General features: G+C 63.9%; 19 protein-coding genes and 1 pseudogene. 9 read left to right on the top strand and 11 right to left on the bottom strand.

Annotation, left to right across the window (positions count from 1 at the left end; genetic code table 11):
* Positions 1-34 precede the first annotated feature (34 nt).
* A complete protein-coding gene (locus PQR42_RS16815; RefSeq protein WP_408220709.1) occupies positions 35-991 on the bottom strand; it encodes a DUF2950 domain-containing protein in 957 nt (318 codons plus the stop codon).
* A 28-nt stretch (positions 992-1,019) separates the two neighbouring features.
* Complete coding sequence (locus tag PQR42_RS16810) at positions 1,020-2,369, bottom strand: DUF3300 domain-containing protein (RefSeq protein WP_408386453.1); 1,350 nt, start codon at positions 2,367-2,369, stop codon at positions 1,020-1,022.
* Between the two features lie 926 nt (positions 2,370-3,295).
* Here PQR42_RS16810 and PQR42_RS16805 point away from each other — a divergent pair.
* Complete coding sequence (locus tag PQR42_RS16805; RefSeq protein WP_408386454.1) at positions 3,296-3,745, top strand: glycine zipper domain-containing protein; 450 nt, start codon at positions 3,296-3,298, stop codon at positions 3,743-3,745.
* Positions 3,746-3,791: 46 nt separating this feature from the next.
* On the opposite strand, the gene PQR42_RS16800 is transcribed toward PQR42_RS16805, so the two are convergent.
* The 4 genes from PQR42_RS16800 to PQR42_RS16785 all read right to left on the bottom strand — a co-directional run bounded on the left by PQR42_RS16800 (position 3,792) and on the right by PQR42_RS16785 (position 10,652).
* Complete coding sequence (locus tag PQR42_RS16800; protein ID WP_408386787.1) at positions 3,792-6,269, bottom strand: spermidine synthase; 2,478 nt, start codon at positions 6,267-6,269, stop codon at positions 3,792-3,794.
* 254 nt (positions 6,270-6,523) lie between these two features.
* Positions 6,524-8,206, bottom strand: coding sequence for an arylsulfatase (locus PQR42_RS16795; protein WP_408205402.1), 1,683 nt, complete (start codon positions 8,204-8,206; stop codon positions 6,524-6,526).
* A gap of 128 nt (positions 8,207-8,334) precedes the next feature.
* Positions 8,335-9,393 carry an HAD family hydrolase gene (locus tag PQR42_RS16790; protein WP_408386456.1) on the bottom strand — a complete coding sequence of 353 codons (1,059 nt, stop codon included), beginning with the start codon at positions 9,391-9,393 and terminating at the stop codon, positions 8,335-8,337.
* Between the two features lie 92 nt (positions 9,394-9,485).
* Complete coding sequence (locus PQR42_RS16785) at positions 9,486-10,652, bottom strand: formylglycine-generating enzyme family protein (protein WP_408386458.1); 1,167 nt, start codon at positions 10,650-10,652, stop codon at positions 9,486-9,488.
* A gap of 362 nt (positions 10,653-11,014) precedes the next feature.
* On the opposite strand from PQR42_RS16785, the gene PQR42_RS16780 reads away from it, so the two are divergent.
* The 7 genes and pseudogenes from PQR42_RS16780 to PQR42_RS16750 all read left to right on the top strand — a co-directional run.
* Positions 11,015-11,974 carry an AAA family ATPase gene (locus PQR42_RS16780; RefSeq protein ID WP_408386460.1) on the top strand — a complete coding sequence of 320 codons (960 nt, stop codon included), beginning with the start codon at positions 11,015-11,017 and terminating at the stop codon, positions 11,972-11,974.
* 16 nt (positions 11,975-11,990) lie between these two features.
* Positions 11,991-12,968, top strand: coding sequence for a DUF58 domain-containing protein (locus PQR42_RS16775; RefSeq protein ID WP_408205406.1), 978 nt, complete (start codon positions 11,991-11,993; stop codon positions 12,966-12,968).
* Positions 12,965-13,504, top strand: a complete 540-nt coding sequence (locus PQR42_RS16770; RefSeq protein WP_408205407.1) for a DUF4381 domain-containing protein — start codon at positions 12,965-12,967, stop codon at positions 13,502-13,504. The genes PQR42_RS16775 and PQR42_RS16770 overlap by 4 nt, the downstream gene beginning before the upstream one ends.
* A complete protein-coding gene (locus tag PQR42_RS16765; protein ID WP_408493677.1) occupies positions 13,491-14,528 on the top strand; it encodes a vWA domain-containing protein in 1,038 nt (345 codons plus the stop codon). Before PQR42_RS16770 ends, PQR42_RS16765 begins: the two co-directional genes overlap by 14 nt.
* Positions 14,518-16,110 carry a vWA domain-containing protein gene (locus PQR42_RS16760; RefSeq protein WP_408386462.1) on the top strand — a complete coding sequence of 531 codons (1,593 nt, stop codon included), beginning with the start codon at positions 14,518-14,520 and terminating at the stop codon, positions 16,108-16,110. Before PQR42_RS16765 ends, PQR42_RS16760 begins: the two co-directional genes overlap by 11 nt.
* Complete coding sequence (locus PQR42_RS16755) at positions 16,107-17,447, top strand: hypothetical protein (RefSeq protein WP_408386464.1); 1,341 nt, start codon at positions 16,107-16,109, stop codon at positions 17,445-17,447. The genes PQR42_RS16760 and PQR42_RS16755 overlap by 4 nt, the downstream gene beginning before the upstream one ends.
* A gap of 194 nt (positions 17,448-17,641) precedes the next feature.
* Positions 17,642-17,866 (top strand): annotated as a pseudogene (locus PQR42_RS16750) (transposase); the annotation flags it as partial.
* Between the two features lie 96 nt (positions 17,867-17,962).
* On the opposite strand, the gene PQR42_RS16745 reads toward PQR42_RS16750, so the two are convergent.
* From PQR42_RS16745 to PQR42_RS16725, 5 genes are all read right to left on the bottom strand, one after another.
* Positions 17,963-18,916 (bottom strand): isocitrate lyase/PEP mutase family protein, encoded by a 954-nt coding sequence (locus PQR42_RS16745; RefSeq protein ID WP_408386466.1) that lies wholly within the window; start codon positions 18,914-18,916, stop codon positions 17,963-17,965.
* A 39-nt stretch (positions 18,917-18,955) separates the two neighbouring features.
* Entirely contained in the window at positions 18,956-19,876 is a 921-nt protein-coding gene (locus PQR42_RS16740) for an amidohydrolase family protein (RefSeq protein ID WP_408386468.1), read from the bottom strand.
* A complete protein-coding gene (locus PQR42_RS16735) occupies positions 19,873-20,808 on the bottom strand; it encodes an isocitrate lyase/PEP mutase family protein (RefSeq protein WP_408386470.1) in 936 nt (311 codons plus the stop codon). Before PQR42_RS16735 ends, PQR42_RS16740 begins: the two co-directional genes overlap by 4 nt.
* A gap of 50 nt (positions 20,809-20,858) precedes the next feature.
* Positions 20,859-21,422 carry a hypothetical protein gene (locus PQR42_RS16730; RefSeq protein WP_408205415.1) on the bottom strand — a complete coding sequence of 188 codons (564 nt, stop codon included), beginning with the start codon at positions 21,420-21,422 and terminating at the stop codon, positions 20,859-20,861.
* 397 nt (positions 21,423-21,819) lie between these two features.
* On the bottom strand, positions 21,820-22,752 hold the full coding sequence (locus tag PQR42_RS16725; protein WP_408205416.1) for a LysR family transcriptional regulator: 933 nt from the start codon (positions 22,750-22,752) through the stop codon (positions 21,820-21,822).
* Positions 22,753-22,927: 175 nt separating this feature from the next.
* Here PQR42_RS16725 and PQR42_RS16720 point away from each other — a divergent pair, with 175 nt between their 5' ends.
* Entirely contained in the window at positions 22,928-23,959 is a 1,032-nt protein-coding gene (locus PQR42_RS16720) for an isocitrate/isopropylmalate dehydrogenase family protein (protein WP_408205417.1), read from the top strand.
* Positions 23,960-24,025: the final 66 nt, after the last annotated feature.

Below are 24,025 nucleotides of genomic sequence, written 5' to 3'. Positions count from 1 at the left end.
GGCGGGATTGCGCCCGACGATGCTGATGCCGCGCTCAGGGTTTTTTCACGGCCTCCCACGACGAGTCTGGATCGAACGATTTGAGCGCAGCGGCGGCGGCCGCCGAATTCGGGCCGAGGTTCTTCTGATAGATCTGTCTGTCCTGATTGACGATGAAGCTCATCACGCCCGTCTTGCCGTACTCGGCGGGCCACGCGACGACGCCGTAGCCCTTGGTCATCGTGCCGTTCTCGATGTAGTTCTGGCTGCCGCCGCTTGCATGCGGCCCTTGCGCGGTCAGGATGCGGAAGTGATAGCCGTAATAACCCTCTTTCGAGATGTTCTCGGTATGCGGCATCGCCGCGGCGAGAGGGCCGAGCGGACTTTTTGCTTCATCCGGCGCGGTCGGCCAGTACAAGCCGTCATGCTGGCCCGGTGTGCTGAGAATGCGTTGCGCGTAATGCTGGGTCGACGCCTGATAGTCGCCTTGCGCATCGAGAATGGCGAGCGATATCAGCATGGCCGCGTTCTCGTTGCGGCCGATGCGGCGCGTCGCGAGCTCATCGCGGGCGACAGCGGGATCGAAGCGCCAGCCTTTGGACGTCTGCACGAGCGGAATCGGCAACGTCCAGCCACTGGTGCCGACCGACAGATGCTTGCTCGCTTGACCGTTCAGCGGTGCCGGATCGTCGACGATCTGGTGTCCCTTCGACCATGCGCCGAGAAATTCGTAGATGTCCTCTTCGCCAATGGTTTGGGTCGGAATGAAGCGGGTGAAGTCCTTGCCGAGCACATGCTGCATGGCGGGGTGGTCGTTGCTGGCGAGTGCGCCGACGAACGCGTTGACAGCGGCCTCGGGTGTCGGATACACGGCTTGTGCATGCGCTGTGGACGCGCCGGACAGCAGCACGGCGAGCCCGAGGACGGTAGCGGCGCGGCGCGGGTCGAGCGCGAGCGCAAAGGCTTCGGCCAGACGTGCGCCGGATGTGTGGAACATGTGGATGCGGATCATGAGCGGCTCCTGTGAGATCGGTTCAACGTTACCGGCCGAAGTGACGCTGACCGCCGCCACCCGCGCCCAGACCGCCGCCGCGCGGCTGTCCACCGCCGCCCGCGCCGAAACCGCCGCCGCGTTGTTGTCCGCCGCCGCCCGCGCCCAACCCGCCGCCGGCGCGCTCGCCACCGCCTCCCGCTCCCAGATTGCCGGTACGTTGCTGACCGCCGCCGTTCGCGCCGACGCCGCCGCCGCGGTTGTTCGCCTGCGCCTGCCGGCTGGCTTGCCCGCGCTGCACGTCTCGCTGCGCGTCGCCGCCATTGCCCGCGCCGCGTAACGCGTTGTCGCGGTTCACGTTCTGCGCGCTGTCGCGAATGTTGCCGGTCGTGTTGCCGCCCTGGTGAATGCCCTGCACGCGCTGGCTGGCCGTTCCGCCCAGGTTCTGGCCGGTGCGGTTCTGCAAGGTCTGCTGCGCCTGCGCACGCGACGCTGCCGTCGCCGACGTTTCGCGCCCGCGATATGCATCGCGCTGCGCGCTGCTCACGTTGGCCGTAGTGTTGCGATTGAAGGTGGAATTACGGTTCCAGTTGGTCGTGCTGCTATTCACTTTGAGCTGTCGATTCACATTGATGTTGTTGTACTGATTGACGTTGATGTTGACGCTGTGATTGTTCCAGTTGACGTTGCTCCACAGCGAACTGGTGATCGCGACGCCGACGCCGAACGCGAGACCCGCGGCGAGCCCGCTGGCCACGGCATAGCCCGGCGGGGGCGGCACGTACACGGGCGGATAGGCCGGATAGGGCCACGTTCCGTAGACGACCGTGGGGTTGTATGTCGGCACATAGACGACCTGCGGGTTGACCGGCACGATCTGGATCGTGCTCTGCTCGACCACCACTTTCTGCTGCGGGTTGGTCTTCAGGTTGCCGGCCTGCTGCGCCTGCTTGCGCAAGCGTTGCACGGAATCCATCACGTCGTTCGGCTGCGCGAGGAAGGCGTTGCCGAGTTGCGTGACCCAGTCGGGTTTCGACGCCATGGTGGCCAGCACCTGGGGAAACGCCACCAGCGATTGCACGCTCGGGTCCCACGGTTCCGACGCGACTGCCTTCACGGCGTCGTCGCCCTGAAGTTTCGGATTGGCCTTCGACCATGCCGCCGCCGCCGGCACGTCTTGCGGAAAGGTGGAGGCCATCAGCACCTGCGCGAGCAGGGCGTCGGGGTAGAGCGCGATCGGCGCGGTCAGCGAGTCCAGTTGCTGGTTCGAGATTTTCGCCGGGGTTTGCCCATAAGCGGCCGGCGCCGCGACCTCGAGGAAAAGCGGCGAGCCGGCCAGTACGGTCAAGGCGGCTAGAAGAATTCGCGATCCTCTCTGATATGCCCTGGAGCGTTTCACGATCAGGTCTCCCTTGTTGGAAGTTATTTGTGGCGCAGTGATGCGGTGCGTGAGACATCGACGCCGTGACCGTGCCTCTGAGCGGTCGGTCACTTGAGGCGGGTTTGATCACCGGTGCAGCCGACGGTGATACATGACCCGCGAGGATCGAACTTCGAGCGGACTCCGAATCGTCTTTTAGACAGCTTGCACTCGGACTATCCGAGTCCCGGTGTATGTTTTGGCAAGTTCATGACGACACACGGCACTCCACCGCGTGCGCAGTGCAAGTGATGCGCACATGCGCGACACCGCGAATCGCAATGGCAAGATTAACAAACCTTTTCCACCGACGTGTGCAATCTTTTGCGCAAATTAATTCTAGTTGAATTTCCCTCGTTGACGGATTGGCGGCGTGATGCTTGCCGGGTTTTTTCGACGGTCAGCGCTTCTAACAACCTCCTTGCCTTTCGCGCCGAGGTTTCATATGGTGCTTGAAGCACCATTGAAATAGTCGGCGTGTTAGCCGAAGAGGTCAAGCCGCACATGACCCAACGTGCGCCTGCTACGTTTTCCGAGGAACGTTGTAGGGCAGCGGACCGTCCGCTTTCCTGAACGCAAACTCCGCACACGGAGCGCCGTCATCCATTTGCATGGCGCCAGGTCCATTAGGATCGTTTCAGTCGTGATGCATGGATATCGTCCTGTCACATAAGTTAATTGTGCGTGGGAGATATCGTTGAAAAAGCTGCATGTGAATACGACCGAATAATAGCGCGGCCCGATATGAATCGATTTAGATAAAAACACTTTTTCGTTAAGTGTTTTCCGAACCCTTCCAGCTAATCTTTGGTTCCTCCGCCGCAGGTCGGCGAAGCGGTGAAAGGTGCGGGCACGTCTCATCCGTGTCTGCGCCACTCGATCACCCAACTCAATGAGAGACTGATATGAAGCGATTCGCCCTGGTGATCCTGGCCGGTATGAGCACGCTCGCCCTGGCACAGAAGCCGGCCGTTTATCCTGCGCATGGGCAGAGCCAACAGCAGCAGGTGTCGGACGATGGTGCGTGCTATTCATGGGCAAAACAGAACACCGGCATCGACCCAGCGGTCGTCGCGCAAACGCCTCCGCCGCCATCGGGGCCGACCGGCGCGCGCGTTCGGGGTGCGGCGCGCGGGGCGGCAGCGGGCGCGATCGTCGGCGACGTGAGCAATGACGACGCCGGACACGGCGCGGCCGTTGGCGCGACCGCAGGCGCGCTCGCCGGCGGTGCGCGCAGCCGTCAGCAACACGCCGAGCAGGCGCAAACGGCGCAGGCTAATCAGCAAGCGGCGATGAGCACTTATTGGCGCGCGTATGGCGCATGCATGCAAGGCAAGGGCTATACGCTGCAGTAGGCGCGCCACGTGGATCGGCTCATCCAGGTCGGGACACCCGCTACCGCTATTGTTCGTCGCCGACGAACCATCGGAAGTACGGATTATCCGGCTGCGCGTGCAAAGCATTGCTAACGTCGCGAGACCACGCCTCACGCTCGCCGCGATACGCGTCGAGACCCGCGGCATAGAAACTTTGCAGCGCGCCGCGTTCCGCGTTCAGGGCCGCGCGGAAAGTCTCGTCGGCATGCAGCAACGGTGGCTCGCTGCGCAGCGCGAGCAGATGCGTGAACGTGTCCGCGAAACTGTCCCGCCGCACCCATGCCGCGTATTCGATACGCGGCCGGTCATCGGTGACGGGCGGGGCATCCGCGGTGTAATAGGCGAGGCCGGCGCGATCGGTGATCCACGTCGCCAGCAGCGCCGCCGGCGACGCCACGCCCACCTCGCGCAGCGCCGCCGCCACCGGCGGTTGCGCGAAGCGCGACGCGATACGCGGCACATCCAGTTCGATCGGCTGCATCGAGCCGATCAGCATCATCTCGTGCAACTCGGTGGTCCACAGCGCTGCGTACGGAAACACCTGGATGAAGCTCTGGATCAGCGAGCGCGTATCGTCTTCGTTCTGGGTCGGCAGAGGCAGCCATTGCGCGACGATGCCGCCCGTCTGCAGACGCGAGGCCGCCAGCCGGTAGAAATCCGACGAGTACAGATTGACCACGCTGGCCGCTGAAGGTGGCGGCGGTTCGAGCGTGATCAGATCGTAGCGCTCGCTGCTGCGCAGGAGCTCGCGCCGTCCGTCGCGCAGACGGATATCGACGTGCGGGTCCGTGCTCATGCCGTAGTTGCCCTTGAACTGCGGAGCCGCACGCACGACCGCCGGCAGCAGCTCGGCGACCACGCGCTTGTCGAGGCCCGGCCACGTGAGCAGCGCGCCGCCCGTGATGCCCGTGCCGAGTCCGATAACGAGCGCGCTGCGCGGCGTATCGCGATGAACCAGCAGCGGCAGTAATGCCTGCAGACGCATGTAGCGCAACGACGTCATCGCATCGCCGGAGTTCGAGACACCTTGAATGTAGAGACGCCGGAACTGTTTCTGGCCCGCGCCTTGTTCGATCACTGCAACGGTGCCGCCCGCGCTCTCCTCGTAGGAGATCAGATTGCCGCCACGCGCATCGGCAAGCAGGGTGGCGAGCCGGTCCGACGGCGTGAGCAGCACGGCGCACAGCGTGGCCGCGGCCAGCACCGGCACGCTCCAGCGCGCGCCGCGCCGCACGCCTTGACCGCGCCACACGGCGACGCCGCCCACCGCGCCGGCGAGGACGGCGAGCACCGCGAGCGCATGCACCACGCCGAGCGCCGGCACGAGCAGGAAGCCGGCGAGCAGCGTGCCGGCGATGCCGCCTGCGGTATTCAGCGCCAACACCGCTCCGACATCGCGGCCGGTATGGCGCGCATCCACGCTCACGCGCAGCGCGAACGGAAATGCCGCGCCCAACAGCAGCGTCGGTACGAAGACGATGCACGCGGCCGCGACCGCGAAGCTCGCGCACATGGCGGCGAGCAGGCTGCCGGTGACGGAAAACGCGGCCGCGCGTGTGAGGCTTTGCCATTGCGGCAGCCAGCCGCCCAGCGCGGTGACTTCCAGCAATGCGACAAGTCCGGCCGCCATGATCAGCAGCGCGAACACGCCCCACGGATCGCGCGTGCGGTCGACGCGTCGCGAGGCGAGCGCACTGCCGAGCGTCAGTCCGAGCAGATAGGAGGCGAGCACGATCGCAAAGGCGAAACTGCGGGTGCTGATGAACTGCACGATTACTTGCGACCACACCACCTCGTAACCGAGCGCGATGCCGCCCGCGAGTGCATAGAGTGTGATGGCGAGGCGTGCGCCGGGCTTGTCATTTGCCGCGGCGTCATCATCGGAAGGCGCCATGTCGAGCGGTGGCAAAGTCACAGGCGTTCGCGCGGAACCGCCACGGCTGATCAGCAGCGCGACCAATGCGGCCACCGCGTTCAACCCGGCCGCGGCGAACGCGCTGCCTCGCACCCCGAGCGACGGAATCAGCACGAACGCGCAAACGAGCGTGCCCGCAATCGCGCCGCCCGTATTGGCCGCATAGAGGCGTGCGCCAGAGCGGCCCAACTGCGTCGCGCACGGACCCAAGGCGCGCATCAGCACCGGCAGCGTGCCGCCCATCAGCATGGCAGGCAGGCCGACTAGCGCGAACGGCAACGCCCACGCCAGCGGCCCGGCGCGCTCCTGCAGCCAGGCGAACGGCGCGGCCGCGTGCGCCAGCGCGAGTGTGCCGGCGACGGCGAGCAGCAGCGCGCCGCCTTCCAGCGCGGCGTAGAACAGCAAAGGCCGCGACAGGCGGTCGGCGATCCGGCCGAGCAGCCAGCCGCCTAGCGCGAGACCCGCGAAAAACGCGCTGACACCGGTCGTGACCGCCTGTACGTCGACGCCCACGACAAGCGCCAATTGCTTGATCCACAGCACCTGGTAAATCAGCGACGCCGCTCCCGATGCAAACAGCAGCAGCATCGGCCAGGCGACGGGCAAGGCGGGCGCATTGGCAGAATTCGGCGAGTCCTGTTCGAGCGGGTCGCTTCGTCCTGAAGCCCGCGCCTGCGCGCGTGCCTGTGCGCGGCGCTCACGACGCGGACTCTTGGCGCGGTGGGTCAGCGTGTGCGTCATCGATTGAAGTTGAATAGTGTTGAAGCGGCGCGTGGCACGCGCCGCTCGGGTGATGCGTTGCGCGCGCCATCGGAGTGCAGCGCGCGCAACGCAGGGCGGGGCTATTCCAGTCCGCGCTTCTTGAACGATTCGTCGATCTTTTTGTCGACCTGCCGGCGCGCGCCGTCCACGCTGAAGCTCGCGGGCCGCTGGCTCGGCGGATAGTTGACGAAGGTCTGCAGGAACAGCGACGCCTTCATCGTGGCAATGCCGTTGAGATAGACGTTCTTTGTCACCCAGTCGTTGTACTGATCCGAGGTGATGTCCGCCCGTTCATAAGGATCCATGCGCAGGTTGAACAGCTTGGGCAGCCGCAAGCAGACCAACGGGTCCTGCCAGATGTCCAGGTTGCCCTTGGCGCGCTGCTCGCAGAACACCGCCTTCCAGGCATTGCCGTCCTGATCCCAGCGCATCGCCACCAGATCGCCGTCGTCGTCGAAATAATAGAACTCCGTGCGTGGATCCTTGGTCGTCTGCCCGGTCAGGAACGGCAACTGGTTATAGCCGTCGAGGTGATTCTTGAAACTCGCGCCGCCCGCCTTGGGCGCCCAGCCCTTCAGGAGCCGGTCCTTCACGCCGCCGTCTCCCGCCGCGGCGAGCAGCGTGGGGAACCAGTCGAGCCCCGAGAACATCTCGTTTGATACCTCACCCGCCTTGATATGCCCCGGCCATCTCACCATCGCGGGAACGCGGAACGCGCCTTCCCAGTTGGAGTCCTTCTCGCTGCGGAACGGTGTGGTCGCCGCGTCCGGCCACGAGAATTGATTCGGCCCGTTGTCGGTCGTGTAGATGACAATGGTATTTTTGGAGATGTTCAGGTCGTCCAGCAGCTTGAGCAGTTTGCCGACGTCCTGATCGTGCTCCCACATGCCGTCGGCGTATTCGTTGCCGGGCATGCCGCTCTTGCCCCTGAACTCAGGACGAACGTGCGTGAACACGTGCATGCGCGTGTAGTTCATCCAGACGAAGAAGGGCGTGCCGTTCTTGACCTGCTTGCGGATGAATTCTTCCGCGTGCGCGCCGGTCTCGTCGTCGATGGTCTCCATGCGTTTGGCCGTCAGCGGGCCGGTGTCCTGAACCTTGCCATCCGAGGTGCTATGAATCACCCCGCGCGGCGAGAAGTTCTTCACGTACGGATCGTTCTTGTCCTTCGGCCAATACGGACGCTCGGGTTCTTCTTCGGCGTTCAGGTGGTACAGATTGCCGTAGAACTCGTCGAAGCCGTGGTTGGTCGGCAGATACTCGTTCTTGTCGCCAAGGTGGTTCTTGCCGAACTGGCCCGTTGCGTAGCCGAGCGGTTTGAGCGCCTGGGCGATCGTCATGTCGCCCTTTTGCAAGCCGACCGGCGCACCTGGTGCGCCGACCTTCGACAACCCTGTACGCAACGGCGTCTGACCGGTGATGAAGGAAGAGCGGCCCGCCGTACAACTGTTCTCGGCGTAATAGTCCGTGAAGATCATGCCTTCGTTGGCAATGCGGTCGATATTCGGGGTCTTGTAACCGACCACGCCGCGCGAGTAGGCGCTGATGTTCGTCTGCCCGATGTCATCGCCGAAAATCACGAGGATGTTCGGTTTCGCCGACGATTTGGCGGCCGGTTGTGGCGCGCTCGTCGCCGCGGGTTTGGCCGCGGGTTGCGTCTGTGCGGGTGCGTTGATCGATGGAAGGATCAGCACACCGAACACGGCAAGGGCAAGCACGGTCGCCCCCAACGCGTAACGCCCTTTTTTCAGCACCTTTGTCATTGTGTCGCTCCAATGGACTGTGACGCCTATCTGCCCGTTATTCGCCCGTCATGCGTTGCTCCCTGTGACGGGGTTGCCCCTCGTCGGCCGCTGTCTGCCTGCGGCCTGCGATCGCTGCCTTGTGCGGCTTACTGCTTCGGCGCCGGAAACACCGTTTGCCAGTCGTTCTTCATGCTCACCACCGTCCAGCCGTCGGCGACCGCTTCGTCCCACGCTTTGTCGAGCTTGCCGACTTTCGACGCACGGTCGTAAGCGAATTCGCGCGCGGCGTCGTCGTGATGCAGCAGCAATGCGAGATGCCGTCCGGGACCGCTCGCGGTGTACTGCAGCATCTGCAGATCGCCGTCCGAGTTGCCGAACGCGAGAATCGGTTTGCGGCCGATGTTGCGATAGATGCCGACGGGTTTGCCCGGACCGTCGTCGACGAAATCGATTTTCGGCTGGCGCACGAGCGCGGGCCGGCCGTTGCGCATCTCGTACTGCACCACCTGGCTGGAGCCGATGATCTGCTCGGGCGGAATGCCGTAGACCCTTTCGGCCCACACCCGCATGAACTCGATCGTGCCGCCCGACACGATGAAGGTCTTGAAACCGTTGGCGCGCAGATAGGCCAGCAATTCCAGTTGCGGTTGATACACGAGCTCCGTATACGGCCGGCCGAACTTCGGATGGCGCGCACTGTCGAGCCACACGCGGATCGTCTTGTCGTAGTCGTCGACGCTCATGCCGCTATTGGCGACTCCGATCAGTTGCAGCAACGCCTTCTGCTGGTTCGCGAGCGCGCCGTAGTCTTTCGCGACGAGCGCCTTGAAAGCCGGGTTGTCTTTCCACTCGGGATGCTGCGGCGCGACCGCCTTCACCTGATCGAGCATGAAGACGAACTGGAAATACAGCGGCTGTTCGCTCCACAGCGTGCCGTCGTTGTCGAATACGGCGATGCGATCCGCGGGCGGCACGAACGTCGGCGAGCCTTCGCGGGTGACATCGCTGACGAAGGACTGGATCGCCTGTTTGGCAGGCGTGTCACGCCATGAGGACAACGTGGCGATGGACTGCTGCGCCGTGGGCTGGGCGCGTGTGACGGCATCATGCTGCGCGGCGCAACCGGCAAGACTCAGTACGACACCAGCGGCCCGGATCAGGCGCAGGGCACGACTCGACCACACAGTCTGATAGCACGGTTGCATCCGGGCTCCATTTCGATTGAACGGACATGCGCGCGCGCGGACACCTCGTGGGCGCGAGAAACAGCGGTTAAGTAACGATCAAACCCAGCGATCTACCCGCCGGCGACGCCGGGCGCACCCGCGGCTCTCGCCGAAGCCTGGCGGGCGCCGGCTTCTTTCCAGGTGTCTTCGTCCATCACCAGGCGAAAGCCGAGATGCGACATGCTGTTATAGGGATCGGTGCCGCGTCTCGCGCTGGGCCGGTAGCTCAGGCAATAGGTTTCGTTGCACAGGAACGAACCGCCGCGTGTCACGCGCTTGGGGGCGTCGACAGGGACGCCCTGGTCGGCGGGATCCCACGAGTCGCGTGGACCCGCCGGGTTGTCGATCGCGCTGGTGCTCACCGCCTCGCGTCTGAACTGGTCCGCGCGATACCAGTCGGCCACCCATTGCCAGGCGTTGCCGGTCATGTCCGAGAGGCCGTAGCCGTTGGCCGGAAAGGTGCCCACCGGGCTCGTGCCGAGCGCGCCGCCCGCTTTCGGATTGACGACCGGGAACGACTGCGCCTGCTGGCCTTGCCACACGTTGGCCATCTGTTTGCCGTCAGGGGAGAACTGCTCGCCCCACGCATACGTGGCCTGTTCGAGGCCGCCGCGCGCGGCGAATTCCCATTCGGCTTCGGTCGGCAGGCGCTTGCCGGCCCACTTCGCATAAGCCTGCGCATCCTCGTAGGAGACCTGAACCACAGGGTGGTCCTCTTTACCAATGATGTTGCTCTCGGGTCCAGTCGGATGCCGCCAGTTGGCGCCAGGCACATAGCGCCACCACTGCGAGTAATCATCCAGCGGCACCGGACGATTGGTGCCGACGAACACCATCGCGCCCGCCACCATCGCGCTATCGGGCGGACGCGGCGTGCCGGGCGGCAACTGCACTTTCAGGCTGTCCCAGTCGGGTTTTTTCTCGGCGGTGGTGACGTAGCCGGTGGCTTCGACGAAGCGGCGGAATTCGGCATTCGTGACGTGATGGCGGTCCATCCAGAAGCCATGCACCTTGACCTTATGCGCGGGGCGCTCGTTCGGCTGCGCCTGTTTGGCGTCGCTGCCCATGAGGAACTGACCGCCGGGCACCCAGGCCATGCCGAGCGGGCCGTGCGTGCCGTCGCCGAGGACGATTTGCGGATGAGCGGGAGTGTGCGGCGTGAAGGCCCAACTGACAGCGGCGCCGACGCATGCGGGAAGCATGACGAGCAGGGTGCCCCACAGCAACAGTTTACGCATGCGTGACGCACGCGTTGCTGTCGCGGCGGCCGTTCCGCTCGAGCGGAACGGCTTGGCTGACCCTCGATCTCTTGCACTCGTCATCTTTTCTCTCACGCAGTGAAACGGCCGGGTCGTCGTACGTGACGGTCGACTCTCTATTTCAAGCTTCAGGACAAGCTTAGCGATACAGAATAAGGATGTTGCACTCGTGCAAACGAGCCAGTTGGAGAGTAGCAATTTTTTCACGATATTTCATAATTTTTTTTAAACAAGTTGGAAGCTTTGACGAATACGCAGAGGTGCATTACCGTGTCTGCGGCAAGTATGGCATCCGGGTCGCCCAATCAGATATCACATAATGACTTGAGAGAGAAAGCACGATGCGCGAAACCGTTCTGCAGTTCGAAGCGAGCGTGAATGAGGCGGTCGTGGGCCAGCAGGCCGTGGTTCGGCAGGTGTTGATCGCGTTGCTGGCGGACGGCCACGTCTTGCTGGAAAGTCTGCCGGGGCTTGCCAAGACGCGCACGGTCAAGGCCATTGCCACGCGGCTAGCGGCCACCATGAGCCGCATTCAGTTCACGCCGGATCTGTTGCCATCCGACATCACCGGCGCGGAAACGTTGTTGCAATCCGGCACTGAACGCACGCTCAGTTTTCAACCCGGACCGATTTTCGGCAATCTGATTCTCGCCGACGAAATCAACCGCGCGCCGGCCAAGGTTCAATCCGCCTTGCTCGAAGCGATGGAAGAACGGCAAATCTCAGTCGCGGGAAAAACACATCTGATGTCCGCGCTGTTTCTCGTGATGGCGACTCAGAATCCGATTGAACAGGAAGGCACTTATCCATTACCCGAAGCGCAAATGGATCGCTTTCTTCTCAAAGTGCTGATCGACTATCCGTCGCCCGATAGCGAAGTCGCCATGCTGCGGCTGCTGCGGCACGAGAGCAATGCGCCCGCCGAGGCGCCGGCGGTATTGTCGCAGGACGTCATTTTCGCGGTGCGCGACGAAATCCGCCAGATTGCCGTGGCTCCGGCGATCGACGACTATATCGTGTCGATCGTCAACGCGACACGGCACGGCGCGGAACTCGACGCGGACCTCGGCAAATGGATCGAAGTCGGCGCAAGCCCGCGCGGCGCGATCGGCCTCGACCGTGCGAGCCGCGTGGAGGCGTGGCTGCAGGCGCGCAGTTTCGTCACGCCCGACGACGTGCGCGCCGTCATGCATCCCGTGCTGCGGCACCGCCTGATCCTGTCTTACGATGCCAACGCGGACAGTATCAGCGCCGACCGGGTGATCGACCGTCTGGTGGAAAAGGTGGCGGTGCCGGCCTGATCCGGCTGTCGTTTCAATGCTAAGGAGTGGCGTAGCCGTGCTGTCCTCAACTGACATCGGCAGCGTGTATGTCGACGCCGCGCATCTGGCGAAGCTCGAATTTCAGGCGCGGGGCCTGAGTTTCGTCGCGCCCGCGCCGGTGTCGAGCGTGCTGTCCGGTGCGCACGCGTCGCGTCTGCGCGGGCGCGGCCTGAACTTCGAAGAGATTCGCGGCTATCTGCCGGGCGACGACGTCCGCCATATCGACTGGAAGGCGTCGTTGCGGCTCGGCAGACCGCAGGTTCGCACCTATACCGAGGAGCGCGACCGGCCGCTTCTGGTGGTCGTCGATCAGCGCATGAGCATGTTTTTCGGCTCGCGTCGCGCGTTCAAATCGGTGGTGGCCGCCGAAGCTGCCGCGCTTGCCGTGTGGATGGGATTCGCCGCGGGCGACCGCGTCGGCGGCGTGCTCTTCAACGATAGCCAGCTCACGCGCATCAAGCCGTTGCGCAGCCGCGCCCGCATCAAGACGCTGTTCGGCGCGCTCGCCGCGATGAACGGCGCACTGCGCGCCGAAAGCGAGACCCGAACCGCTTACGATCAACTCGACGCCGCGCTCGAAGGCGTGCTTCAACTGGCGGGACACGACTATCTGATCTGCGTGATCAGCGATTTCGCCGGCGCGGGCGAGCGTACGCGCCGTTTGCTGCGGCAACTCGCGGCACACAACGACGTGGTCGCCGCGATGATCTTCGATCCGCTGTGGCAGCAGATGCCGGGCCACCGCGCACTCGTCGTCAGCGAAGGGCGCTTGCAGGTCGAACTGCGGATCGAACAGGAGCGCGTGCGCCGGCCGTTGTCGAGCCTGTTTAGCGGCCGCACGGCCGAAGTGGCCGAATTGCTGCGCACGAGCGGCGTGCCGTTGATGGCGCTCTCCACTGACGAGCCGGCTGTCGATCAGGTGCGGCGTCTCTTCGGCGAACGCGCGCGGCGTACCACCGGGAGCGGCATATGAGCGGCGCGTCGGGCATCGTGTCGGCGGTGGCGAATGGGTCTGCGCAACTGCAAGGATTGCAGGAGTTGCCGCTGCCCGCGCCGGTATCGTACGCACCCCAAACGATTGGCTGGGTGTTCGTCGCTTTCCTCTTGCTGGCGACCGTGCTGCTGGCGTTATGGGTGGGCTGGCGCCGCTATGAACGGCAGCGTTACCGGCGTAGTGCCTTGCAGGAACTGGCCGGAATCGAAGCGAGCCTCGCGACCGGGCAGGCGGACCCGCTGCAACGCGCGGCCATGCTCGCCGCGATACCGCGTTTGCTCAAGCGCACGTCGCTCGAAATTGCGCCGCGCGCGCAGGTGGCGGCGCTGACCGGCGACGCGTGGCTCGCTTTTCTCCAACGCACGCGTGGGCGCTTCGACGCGCAAACCGGTCCGCTTCTCACGCTCGCAAGCTATGCGCCGCCGGAGCAGGTCGCGCGTCTTTCGCCGGACGACGCAGCCGCGCTGATCCGGCATGCGCGCGACTGGATCGAGCATCATCATGTGGAAGTTTGATTTTCCGTGGATGTTCGCGCTGCTGCCGCTGCCCATCCTCGTGTGGTGGCTGATACCGGCTTATCGCACCACGGCCATGGCCGTGCGCGTGCCGTTCTTTCATGAAATGGCGCAGGCCGCCGGCGAGAAGCCGGCGCCCGGCGGCGTGCGTCTGCGCCGGCACTGGCTGCTGCGTTTGCTGATGCCCGTGCTGTGGGTGCTGCTCGTGATCGGCGCGGCCAAGCCGGTGTTCGTCGAGCCGCCGGTGGTGCGCGACGAACCGGCTCGCGATCTGATGCTGGCGATCGATCTGTCGGGATCGATGGCCACGCGCGATTTCGTCGATCCGGCAGGCGAGCGCATGGACCGGCTGAGCGCCGTCAAGCGCGTCGTCGCCGACTTCGTGGCGGAGCGCAAGGGTGACCGCATCGGCCTCGTGGTGTTCGGCGACGCGGCCTATCCGCAGGCGCCGCTCACGCTCGATCACGACAGCGTGCGGATTCTGCTGGATCAGATGCAGATCGGCATGGCGGGTCCGCGTACGGCGATCGGCGACGCGATCGGACTGACCGTCAAGCTGATGGCCGATTCGCACGCGCAGGAGAAGGTGCTGATCCTGCTCACCGACGGCAACGACACCAGCAGCGCGATCCCACCGGAGCGGGCGGCCGAGATCGCGAAACAGCACAAGCTGGTGGTGCACACCGTGGGCATCGGCGATCCGGACACGACGGGCGAAGACCGCGTCGACCTCGATGCGTTGAAGCGCATCGCGAGCATCACAGGCGGCCGTACGTTCCGCGCATTGGGTCAGGAAAAGGATCTGGCCGATGTCTACACGACGCTCGACAAACTGACGCCTGAGAAAATCAAACGGGAGATCTACCGGCCGCAGCGCGATTATTTCTGGGTGCCGGTCGCGGTCGGCTTGTCCATTCTCGCGCTTTATCACGTGCTGGCTTTGTTGATCGCGTGGATGCGCGCGCCTCGGCGAGCGCGGGGCGTGCAGGGCGTGCCGGTGAGCGAGGCTCAGCATGGAAATTGATCTGACCGCGTTCCATTTCCTGCGGCCGGCGTGGCTGCTGTTGCTGATTCCGGCGTTCGGTCTGCCGTTCGTCTGGCTGCGTCGCAACGACGTGCGCGCGCGCTGGCGCGGTGTGATCGCGCCGGAATTGCTGGAGCATCTGATCGTCGGCGGCGCGAAACGTCGCGTGATTCAGCCGGTTCACACGCTCGCGCTGCTGCTCGGCATCGGCGCGATTGCCGTGGCGGGGCCGACATGGCAGCAGGAACGTCCACCGTTCAATCAGGACAAGGCGCCGCTCGTCGTCGTGCTCGAACTCGCTCATTCGATGGACGCCACCGACATCGCACCGACCCGTCTCGAACGCGCGAAGCAGAAGGTGCTCGATCTCGCGAGAGCGCGCAAGGGCGCGCGAACGGGGCTCGTCGTGTTCGCATCGACAGGCCACCTCGTCGTGCCGCCGACCGAAGATCCGGCGATGCTCGAACTCTACGTGCCCGCGCTTTCACCCTCACTGATGCCGCACGATGGCAAGAACGCGGCCGCGGGTCTCGACGTCGCCGAGCGGGTTCTCACGAACGACCCGGCGGCGGGCACGATCGTCTTCATGAGCGACGGCTTCGATGCGAACGGCGCGGACGCCTTCGTGCAAAAAGCGAAATCGCTTCGGCATCAACTGCTCTGGCTCGCGGTCGGCACGGAACACGGCGGTCCGATCCGCGGCCCGGACGGGATGATCCAGATGGATGCCGAAGGCCATCCACTGCTGGGTACGTTCGACGCCGACGCGATCCGCACTGTTGCGCGCGACGCGGACATTCCGCTCGCCAGCATGCGTGCGGACGACGACGATGTCTCGTGGGTCCAGCATCGCGCACAGTCCTATCTCGCGCAAGCAGAGGAGACCAAGATCGAGCCGCGCTGGAAGGAGAGCGGCTATTGGCTCGTGTTGCCGCTGCTGCTGCTCGCGCTGTGGAGCTTCCGGCGCGGCTGGACCGTCAAGTGGCTGCCCGTCGTGCTGCTTTCGCTCGCGTTCGGCGCGCTGCCGCGACAAGCGCAAGCCGCGCAATGGCAGTGGCTCGATCTGTTTGCGACGCACGATCAGCAAGGGCGCTGGAATCTCGAACACGGCAACTACAAGGCGGCTGCGGAACGCTTTGACGATCCGATGTGGAAAGGACGCGCGCAATATCTGGCGGGAGATTACGCCGGTGCGCTCGAGACTTTCTCGAGGCTCAAGTCGGCGCAGTCGTATTTCTATATCGGCAATACGCTGGCGCATCTCGACGATTACGCGGGCGCCATCAAGGCCTACGACAACGCGCTCAAACTGCAACCGTCGCTTGCGCAGGCGACGGCCAATCGCGCGTACATGCAGACGCTGCTGGCAAGGGACAAACGGAACGAAGCCGACCCCGAGCAAGATCCGCCCGACCAGGTGCAGGTCGACAAGAAGAAGGGCCGCGGCACGACCGCGGTGATCGAGGCGGCGCCACAGCCGAGCGAGGATGCGTGGATGCGCAACCTGAACACGTCGCCCGCCGTGTTCCTGCAGCAGCGCTTCGAACAGGAATCCGCAGCGAAGACGGGAGGCACGCCATGAAGCGATTTCTATTCGGCGTTGCGTTGTTGGCTTCCTTGCTGGCATCGGGATCCGCCGCAGCCGATCCCGCGCCGCGCATCATGGCGCGCGCGCATCTCGAACCGGCCGGTCCGGTCGTGGCGGGCAGCGAGGTCAAGCTGGTCGTCGATGTGCTGACGACCACGTGGTTCACCGAAGCGCCGAACTGGCCGCTGTTCACCATTCCCGACGCGATCGTGAATCTGCCCGACGAGCAGGCCGACAATCTGTCCGAGGACATCGACGGCACGCGCTGGTTCGGCGTGAGCCGCGCGTACCGGATCGCGCCGCAGGCGGGCAAGACCTTCGAGATTGCGCCGCTGACGATTACCGTGTATCCCGGCGGCATGACAGGACCGGCGCAGGTGACGACGCCCGCGTTGAAACTGGTCGCGACCCTGCCGCCCGGCGCTGAAGGCATGAGCACCTTTTTCGCCGCGCCCAAACTCACCGTCGAACAGAAAATCGAACCGGCGCCGGGGCATCTCGCCGTCGGTGTGCCGCTCACCCGCACGATCACGCAGCGCGCCGCGGGCACCGAGTCGATGCTGATTCCGCCCGCGATGCTCGCGGACGTAGCCGGACTCAAGCGCTACGCGAAACCCGCGGCGACGCGCAACATCGTCGAGGACCGCGCCGGACTCGTCGCCGGTGAGCGAACCGACAGCGCGAGCTACGTCGCCGATCGCAAGGGCACCTACAATCTGCCGCCCGTGACGATCGAATGGTGGAACACGACGACGCGGCGCAAGGAGAAGGTCGTCCTGCCGGCGGTGCGTTTCTCGGCCGCCGCGGTACGGGAAAAGCCGCTGTTCGAGCTACCCGTCGACGCGATGCGTGAAGGCATGCCGCATCGAATCGTCGTGATTCATGCACGGCAGGTCATTGTCGGCTGTGTCGTCGTGCTTGGGGTGATTCTGTTGATTGCCTTGCGTGCGCGTGTCGGGTCTTTCGTGCGGCGCGGCGAGCGTGCGGTGAGTCAAGCGCGAAAACGCTGGCTGGCAAGCGATGCGCTCGCCTGGCGCAAGCTCGCGATGGCCGCGCGCAAGGGAGAGTGGCGGCAAACGATTCCGGCCTTGTATGCGTGGATGGATAGAGGAGGCGACTTCGGTCGTCCCGCGCGGTTCGAGAACATCGATGCGACCGGCGATCAGGATGCCGCGAGTTTGATCGCCGCGGTCGAATCGAACTATGCGGGAGACGATGCGCGCAGTCGTCCTCGATGGAAAGAGATCGGTGCGGTTCTACGCCGGAGTGCGGATCGGGCGAGGACGAAGCGCAAGGACGACACCTTGCCGGGACCGCTGAACCGATATTAGGGTTTGTCGAACGCGCGTCCTCAACCCCGAAACGTCAGCGCATGCAGCTTTCCTCGCGGCGGTTGCTATCTTTAGCATGGCCGGAAGCGGGGCGATTCCGGGGTTTGCAGGCGAAACCACAGCTACTCCGGGATTTAGAGGGGAATCCCAAAGGATAAGATCGAAATGTACTTGTTAGTTAATTGTAGGTCGACATGCTTTCCCTCCCGCTTTCCGACGACGCCTGGCAGCGTGTGAGTCATCTTTTCCAGCAGGATACGAAACGGCGCTCCGGGCGCCCAGCGCGAAATTCGCGCGACGTGCTGAATGCAATCCTGTGGGTCACGACGCAGAACGAAAAATGGCATCGACTGCCCGCATCCTTTCCTCCGTCGCAGACCCGTTACATCAAATGGTTGCAGTGGCGGCGCGACGGCCTCATGTCGAGGATTGCCGAGGAACTGGGCATGAAGAAGTTTTACCGACGCACGAGGAAGCGGGCAGCGAGTAGCAAAACCGCGTGCCCGCTCAAGGTCCTATCGTTTCTCACGCACCACGTAGTTCGCCTCTCCCGAACCGTATTTCCGCTCGATATCCTCGGGCAGCAGAAATTCCGTTTCGAGTTTGTCGATCATCGGATAGCCCATCAGGTCGGTAATATCGTCGATGCCCACCAGCAGATCGGGCCGGTCGTGCACCGTGCCGTTCTGCGCGCCGTCACGGAACAGTTCGAGCGCGCGCATCATGCCCATGATCGCGGCCGCCGGCAACATCCGCGCGACGGTGACGCGTTTCACGCCGAGTTCCTGCAAACGGCGCACGGGGATCAACGGCGTGGTGGGTCGCGAGCGAATGCCGAAGCCCATGTTGATGCTGACGGGCGCGTCGACGGCGTCGACGAATTTCTTGATCTGCTCTTCCGATGCGATCGCGTCGGGATAGACCATGTCCGCGCCGGCGGCCACGTACAGCTTCGCGCGCTCGATCGCGGCATCGATACCCTCGACGGCGATCGCATCCGTGCGCGCATTGATCACGAAGCCGGAGTCGGATTTCGCCTTCACCGCGGCTTCGATCTTCTTGGCCATTTCCCGTGCGTCGATCACTTCCTTGCCGCGCATGTGGCCGCAACGCTTCGGGCTGACCTGATCCTCGATATTCACGCCGACCACCCCGGCTTCCTCGAACAACTGCACGGTGTGATACACCGACACCGGATTGCCGTAACCGGTGTCCGCATCGGCCATCAGTGGCAGTGAGACGGAACGCGCCAGCCAGTGGCACGCATCCACGTTCTCGGTGAGCGTCATGATGCCGATGTCCGGCTGGCTCAGGCGCGAGTTGGCCAGCCCCGCGCCGGTCGTCGAGGCCGCCTTGAAACCCATCTTCTCGATCACTCTCGCGCTGTAGCCGTCGTAGACGCCCGGCGAAATGATGATCTCGCCGGAATTCAGAAGCGCTCGCATCTGCTGGATTTTCGTGCTGCCCATATGCCACTCTCCACGTTTAGAAAACGCACGGCTATACGGCTATTCGAAGCCGTATAACCGCGCGGGATTGATGCCGAGAATCATGTCGCGGGTGCCGGCCTCGGGCGCCCACTCGCCGACGAGGCCGAGCAGCACGCCCATGTTGGGCATCACGCCGTGATAGGACGAGTGCGGCCAGTCGCTGCCCCAGACCAGCCGGTCTGGGCGCGCCGCCACGAGTGCCTTGGCGAACGGCAGCACGCCGGCATAGGGGGAAACGTCGTCGCCGAGGCGAAACGGCGCGGATAGTTTGACCCAGCACTGGCCGCTTTCCATCAGCGTCAGCAGCGCCTTGAAACCCGGCTGATCGAGGCCGTCCTGAACGACGACGCGCGCGAAATGATCGAGCACGACAGGCACCGGCAAACGTGCGAGGCGAGGGCCGATCTCCGGCAGATCACGCGCATCGAGATGCAATTGCACGTGCCATCCGAGCGGCGCCACGCGTCTTGCCATCGCGTCCAGATCGTCGAGTCCCGAACGCGTATGCAGACGCACGCCGCGGAATCCGGCAGCGTCGAGGTGCTTGAGTTCCACATCGCTTACATCGGATCGCAATTGCGCGATGCCGCGCCATGCGCCGGACGATGCGGCGAGCACGTCGAGTGTGATCTGATTGTCGTGATAGACGGTCGGCTGGACGATCACCGCGCGCGTGACGCCGAGCTTCGCGAGCAATGCGCGATATTCGTCGAGGCCGACCGGCGCAGGCGTATAGCGCCGTTCAGCGCGGTACGGGTACCGTTCGGGCGGTCCATAGATGTGCGCATGACAATCGCATGCGCCCGGCGGCAAGACGAACGGCAGCGCAACCGGCGAGGCGTCCGGCGACTGGCAGACGGGCGGTTCATCCGTTAAAGCGTGGCGGCGATCTTTTCCCGAATCGGTCATGTCATGCGCCGCGCCAGGGGTTGCGGTCACGGCCGTTTTTCGTAAGCGGCATGCTCGTATTTCTGCTGATATTGTTCCGGCGTCAGATAGCGCTGTTCGATGCGCTCGAGTTCCGCGATCCCGACCAGATCATTGAGTTCCTCGAACGACACGACGAGGTCCGGACGCTCGATCACTTCACCGCTCGCCACGGACTCCTTTAGCGTCGCGATCGCGTTCTTCATGCCCTGAATGGCCGCCGCCGTCAGCAAGCGCGGATAGACCACCACGGCCACGCCCAACTCCTGCAGTCGCCGCGCGGAGATCAACGGCGTGGTGGAGCGCTGGCGAATGCCGAATCCCATGTTGACGCAAACTGGCTTGGAGACGTTCTTGATCACTGTCGTAATATGATCCGTGGCCAGCAGCGCGTCGGCGAACAAGAGGTCCGCGCCGGCTTCGGCGTACATGTTCAACCGCTTGATAACTTCGTCGATGCCGTGCGTGGCGAGCGAATCGGTCCGCGACATGATGAGGAGTTCCGGATCGAACCGTGCTTCCGCTGCGGCGCGGATTTTTTCCGCACCTTCCTCGGCGGAGATGACCTGCTTGCCTTTCATATGGCCGCAACGTTTCGGCCAGACCTGATCTTCGATCATCACGCCGGCGACGCCCGCGCCGTCGAATGCGCGCACCGTGAAATGCACGTTGACCGCGTTGCCATAGCCGGTGTCGGCGTCGGCAATCAGCGGCAGCTCGCAACAGGAGGCGAGCGCGCGCGTGACGCGCAGGTTTTCCTCGAGTCCCATGATGCCCTGATCGGCCCAGCCGAGACTGGCTTCACTCACGCCGGCGCCGGTCACAAAGCCCGCGGCAAATCCGGAAGCGCCGAGCAGTCTCGTGCTGTAACCATCGAACACGCCCGGCATCACCAGGATTTCAGGGGCGGCAATCAATTCACGCAGCTTGCTTCTCTTGCTCATTGTTTCCTCCAGGCAATACGAACCGGCAATGACCGCTCACGCTGCGCGCGTCACTTCGTAATGAAAAGCTCTTTGCGCCAGCGGTCCTTGTGAATGCCGATCACGTCTATCTGATCGACGTAGTAAAGAATCTTGCCTTCGAGCGTGGCGGGGAATTTCGGCGCCTGAGGCGAATGTGTGAGCAGCACGTGCACGATTTCGTCGGGAATGCCATTGCGCAAGGCCAGATGCGCGGCCCAGAACGCGTGCGGATACTGCTTGCCGATATCGGTCGCGACGACCTTGCCTTCGGCGTCGGGTGCGAACTCGACCACTTTGCTCGCGTCCTGCAACACGGCCGCCGCGATCAGATAATCGCGATTCACCTTGATGCCGTGGTGGCGTTCGAACAGATCCGCGACCGACATCGCCATCTCCAGCACACACTGGTTATGCGGCAGAGTTGGGTAGGGAATTTCAGTCGATGTCGGAACCTCTGCGATCCGCTTCCAGGGGCTCATTTCCCACAGCGTCTCCCATGTGGCAATGACGGCCTTGCGTAGCGTCGCATCGCTGATGTCGGCGACCTGGGGAAACATCGCCACGACATCGATCGGTTCTTTCGGTTCACTCATAGTGTGCTCCATAGCGTCCTCTTCTGTGTGACACATATCTGGCTTGCGATGCTGCGCCCCGGTTTTGCTAGAGCAGAAACCGTGCGATTGGAATTCCCTCGCGCTGCATGGCAGCATGCGTGACCGATGCACTGGGTGAACGCGGAGCCGGTCGCGGCATGATTGACCGGGCGTTGCGAGAGACGCTGCAGTTCTTGCCGGCGCGATGAAGTGACTGTCACGCAATGCCGATGCAAGGCCGTGGCGCGCGTGACGTGCGAGGGTCTCCGTTTAGTGGTTCGCCGTATTGCGGTTGAGGCGGCGGCGTTGTGTTGCAACCAATATAGAGCAAGCGCTCGCAACGCGGAAATACCAAAACGATGACACGGACATAGCCGAATCCTATGGTTCGCTCACGCTATTGCGGCAGCGAGAGACCATATTGATCGTGCTGGTCGATAAGCTTTGTAAACAGCGCTTTGATCGCCAGTTCGACGACGCGGATGCCGTGCGTGACCGGACGGTGAACCGCGGTCGCGAGCACGAGCCGCGTGTGCAATTGCGGCCTGGCGAGCGCCCGCGCGCGCAGCGTGGCCGCAGCCAGTTCGCCGAGCACCGCCGGTTTCGCGAGTACCGTGCAGGCGAGGCCCGCGACCACCATCTCCTTGAGCAGTTCGAGCGTGTCGACTTCGTACTGCACGTCGAGCGTCACGCCTTCCTTGCTGGCCGCGTATTCGAGCGTGCGGCGCAGACCGTGATTGCGCGTCGGCAAAACCAGCGGTATTTGCGCAACGTCCGCAAGCGTCGTCTCGTCAGGCATTGTGAAGTTGGTGGCGACGGCCGGCGTGACGAGGAACAACTCCGCCGCCGCCAAAGGATCGACCGCGACGGTGGACGAGCGGCGGGCGTCGTGCAGAATCGCCATGTCGAGGCGACCGTCGATCAGCCACTCGTGCACATAGCCGCTATAGCCCGATACCACGTTGACCTGCAGATTGGGATGCGTCTTGCGCAAGCCGGCGATTAACCGCATGCCGATCAGATTGCACACGGTCGGCGTCAAGCCGACGGTGACGAGTCCATGCGGCGAGTCGCGTTCCGACTGCAGATCCGCTGGAATCGCGGCCAGCTGGCGCACGAGCGGACTCGCGCGTTCGATCAGTGCGAGGCCTTCCGGCGTCAGCGAAATGCCGCGGCCGTGGCGGTAGAGCAGACGCAGGCCGCATTCCTCTTCGAGCTTCTGGATCTGCCGGCCCAACGCAGGTTGCGCGATGCCCAACACAGTGGCGGCTTTCGAAAAACTGCCGAACGCGGACACTTGCATCAGCAATTCGAGTCGTCTCAGATCCATTCTGACGCTCCTGCTTCTTTGCGGCATAGCTGCTATGCTCGATAAACCGATTGTGAGGCGGGCGCAAAGTTTTGATAATAGTGCTCTACCCGGGCATCCGGCGGCATTGCTCGCGAGCCTGTCGCCGCGTATCGCTGTGTATTGCCGTGTCCGGCACACACAGAAGGAGTCGTCGATGAGTGCAAGCAAATCATTCCCCATTCCCGCGACGTTGATACCGGGCGACGGCATCGGCCCGGAAATCACCGCTGCCACAGTCAAGGTACTCGACGCATTAGGCGCGCCCTTTGCGTGGGACATTCAGCACGCGGGCATGGCCGGAATTGAACGCGGCGGCGAACCGTTGCCGGAGACGACGCTCGACAGCATTCGCCGCACGAGGCTCGCGCTGAAGGGGCCGTTGACCACACCCATAGGCGGCGGATTCCGCTCCGCCAATGTGCGGCTGCGCGAGGCGTTTTCGCTCTACGCCAATCTCCGGCCGGTGCGCACCATCGTGCCGGGTCGCTATGACGATATCGATATCGTGCTGGTGCGCGAGAACATCGGCGGTCTTTATGTGGCGCACGAACATTACATTCCGATAGGCGACGATCCGCATGGCGTCGCCGTTCTAACGGGAATGAACACGCGCGAAGGGTGCCGGCGCATCGCGCGCTACGCATTCGATTACGCGGTTGAGCACGGGCGCAAGAAGATAACCGTGATCCACAAGGCGAATGTGCTCAAGGCGCTGACCGGTCTTTTCCTCGAGACGGCGCGAGAGGTGGCGCGCGATTACGAGGGCAGGGTGGCCGTCGACGATCGCATCGTCGACGCCTGTGCGATGCAGCTCGTGCTGAATCCGTGGCAGTTCGACATGCTGCTGTGCACGAATCTGTTCGGCGACATTCTCTCGGACGAACTCGCGGGACTGGTCGGTGGACTCGGCCTCGCGCCCGGTGCGAATATCGGCGCCGACGCCGCCATCTTCGAAGCCGTGCACGGCTCGGCGCCGGATATCGCCGGGCGCGGCATTGCCAATCCGGTCTCGCAGATGCTGGCCGCGGGCCTGATGCTCGAACACGTCGGCGCCGGCGATCTCGCGCAGCGTCTGAATCAGGCGATCAGGCAGACGCTCAACGACGACAACGTGCGCACGCCCGATCTGGGCGGTCATGCATCGACGGCGGTATTCACGGACGCGCTGATTGCACGGCTCGGTTGAGCGGGCCGCCCGGAAATCGCTGCCGCTTTCATTGCGAAGGGCGTTGTCGCCCGACGCAGGAACCGG

Source organism: Paraburkholderia sediminicola, assembly GCF_046027355.1.
Lineage (GTDB): Bacteria > Pseudomonadota > Gammaproteobacteria > Burkholderiales > Burkholderiaceae > Paraburkholderia > Paraburkholderia sediminicola_B.
The sequence above is the reverse complement of the archived record's forward strand: the minus strand, read 5'-3'. Positions and strand labels throughout refer to the sequence as shown.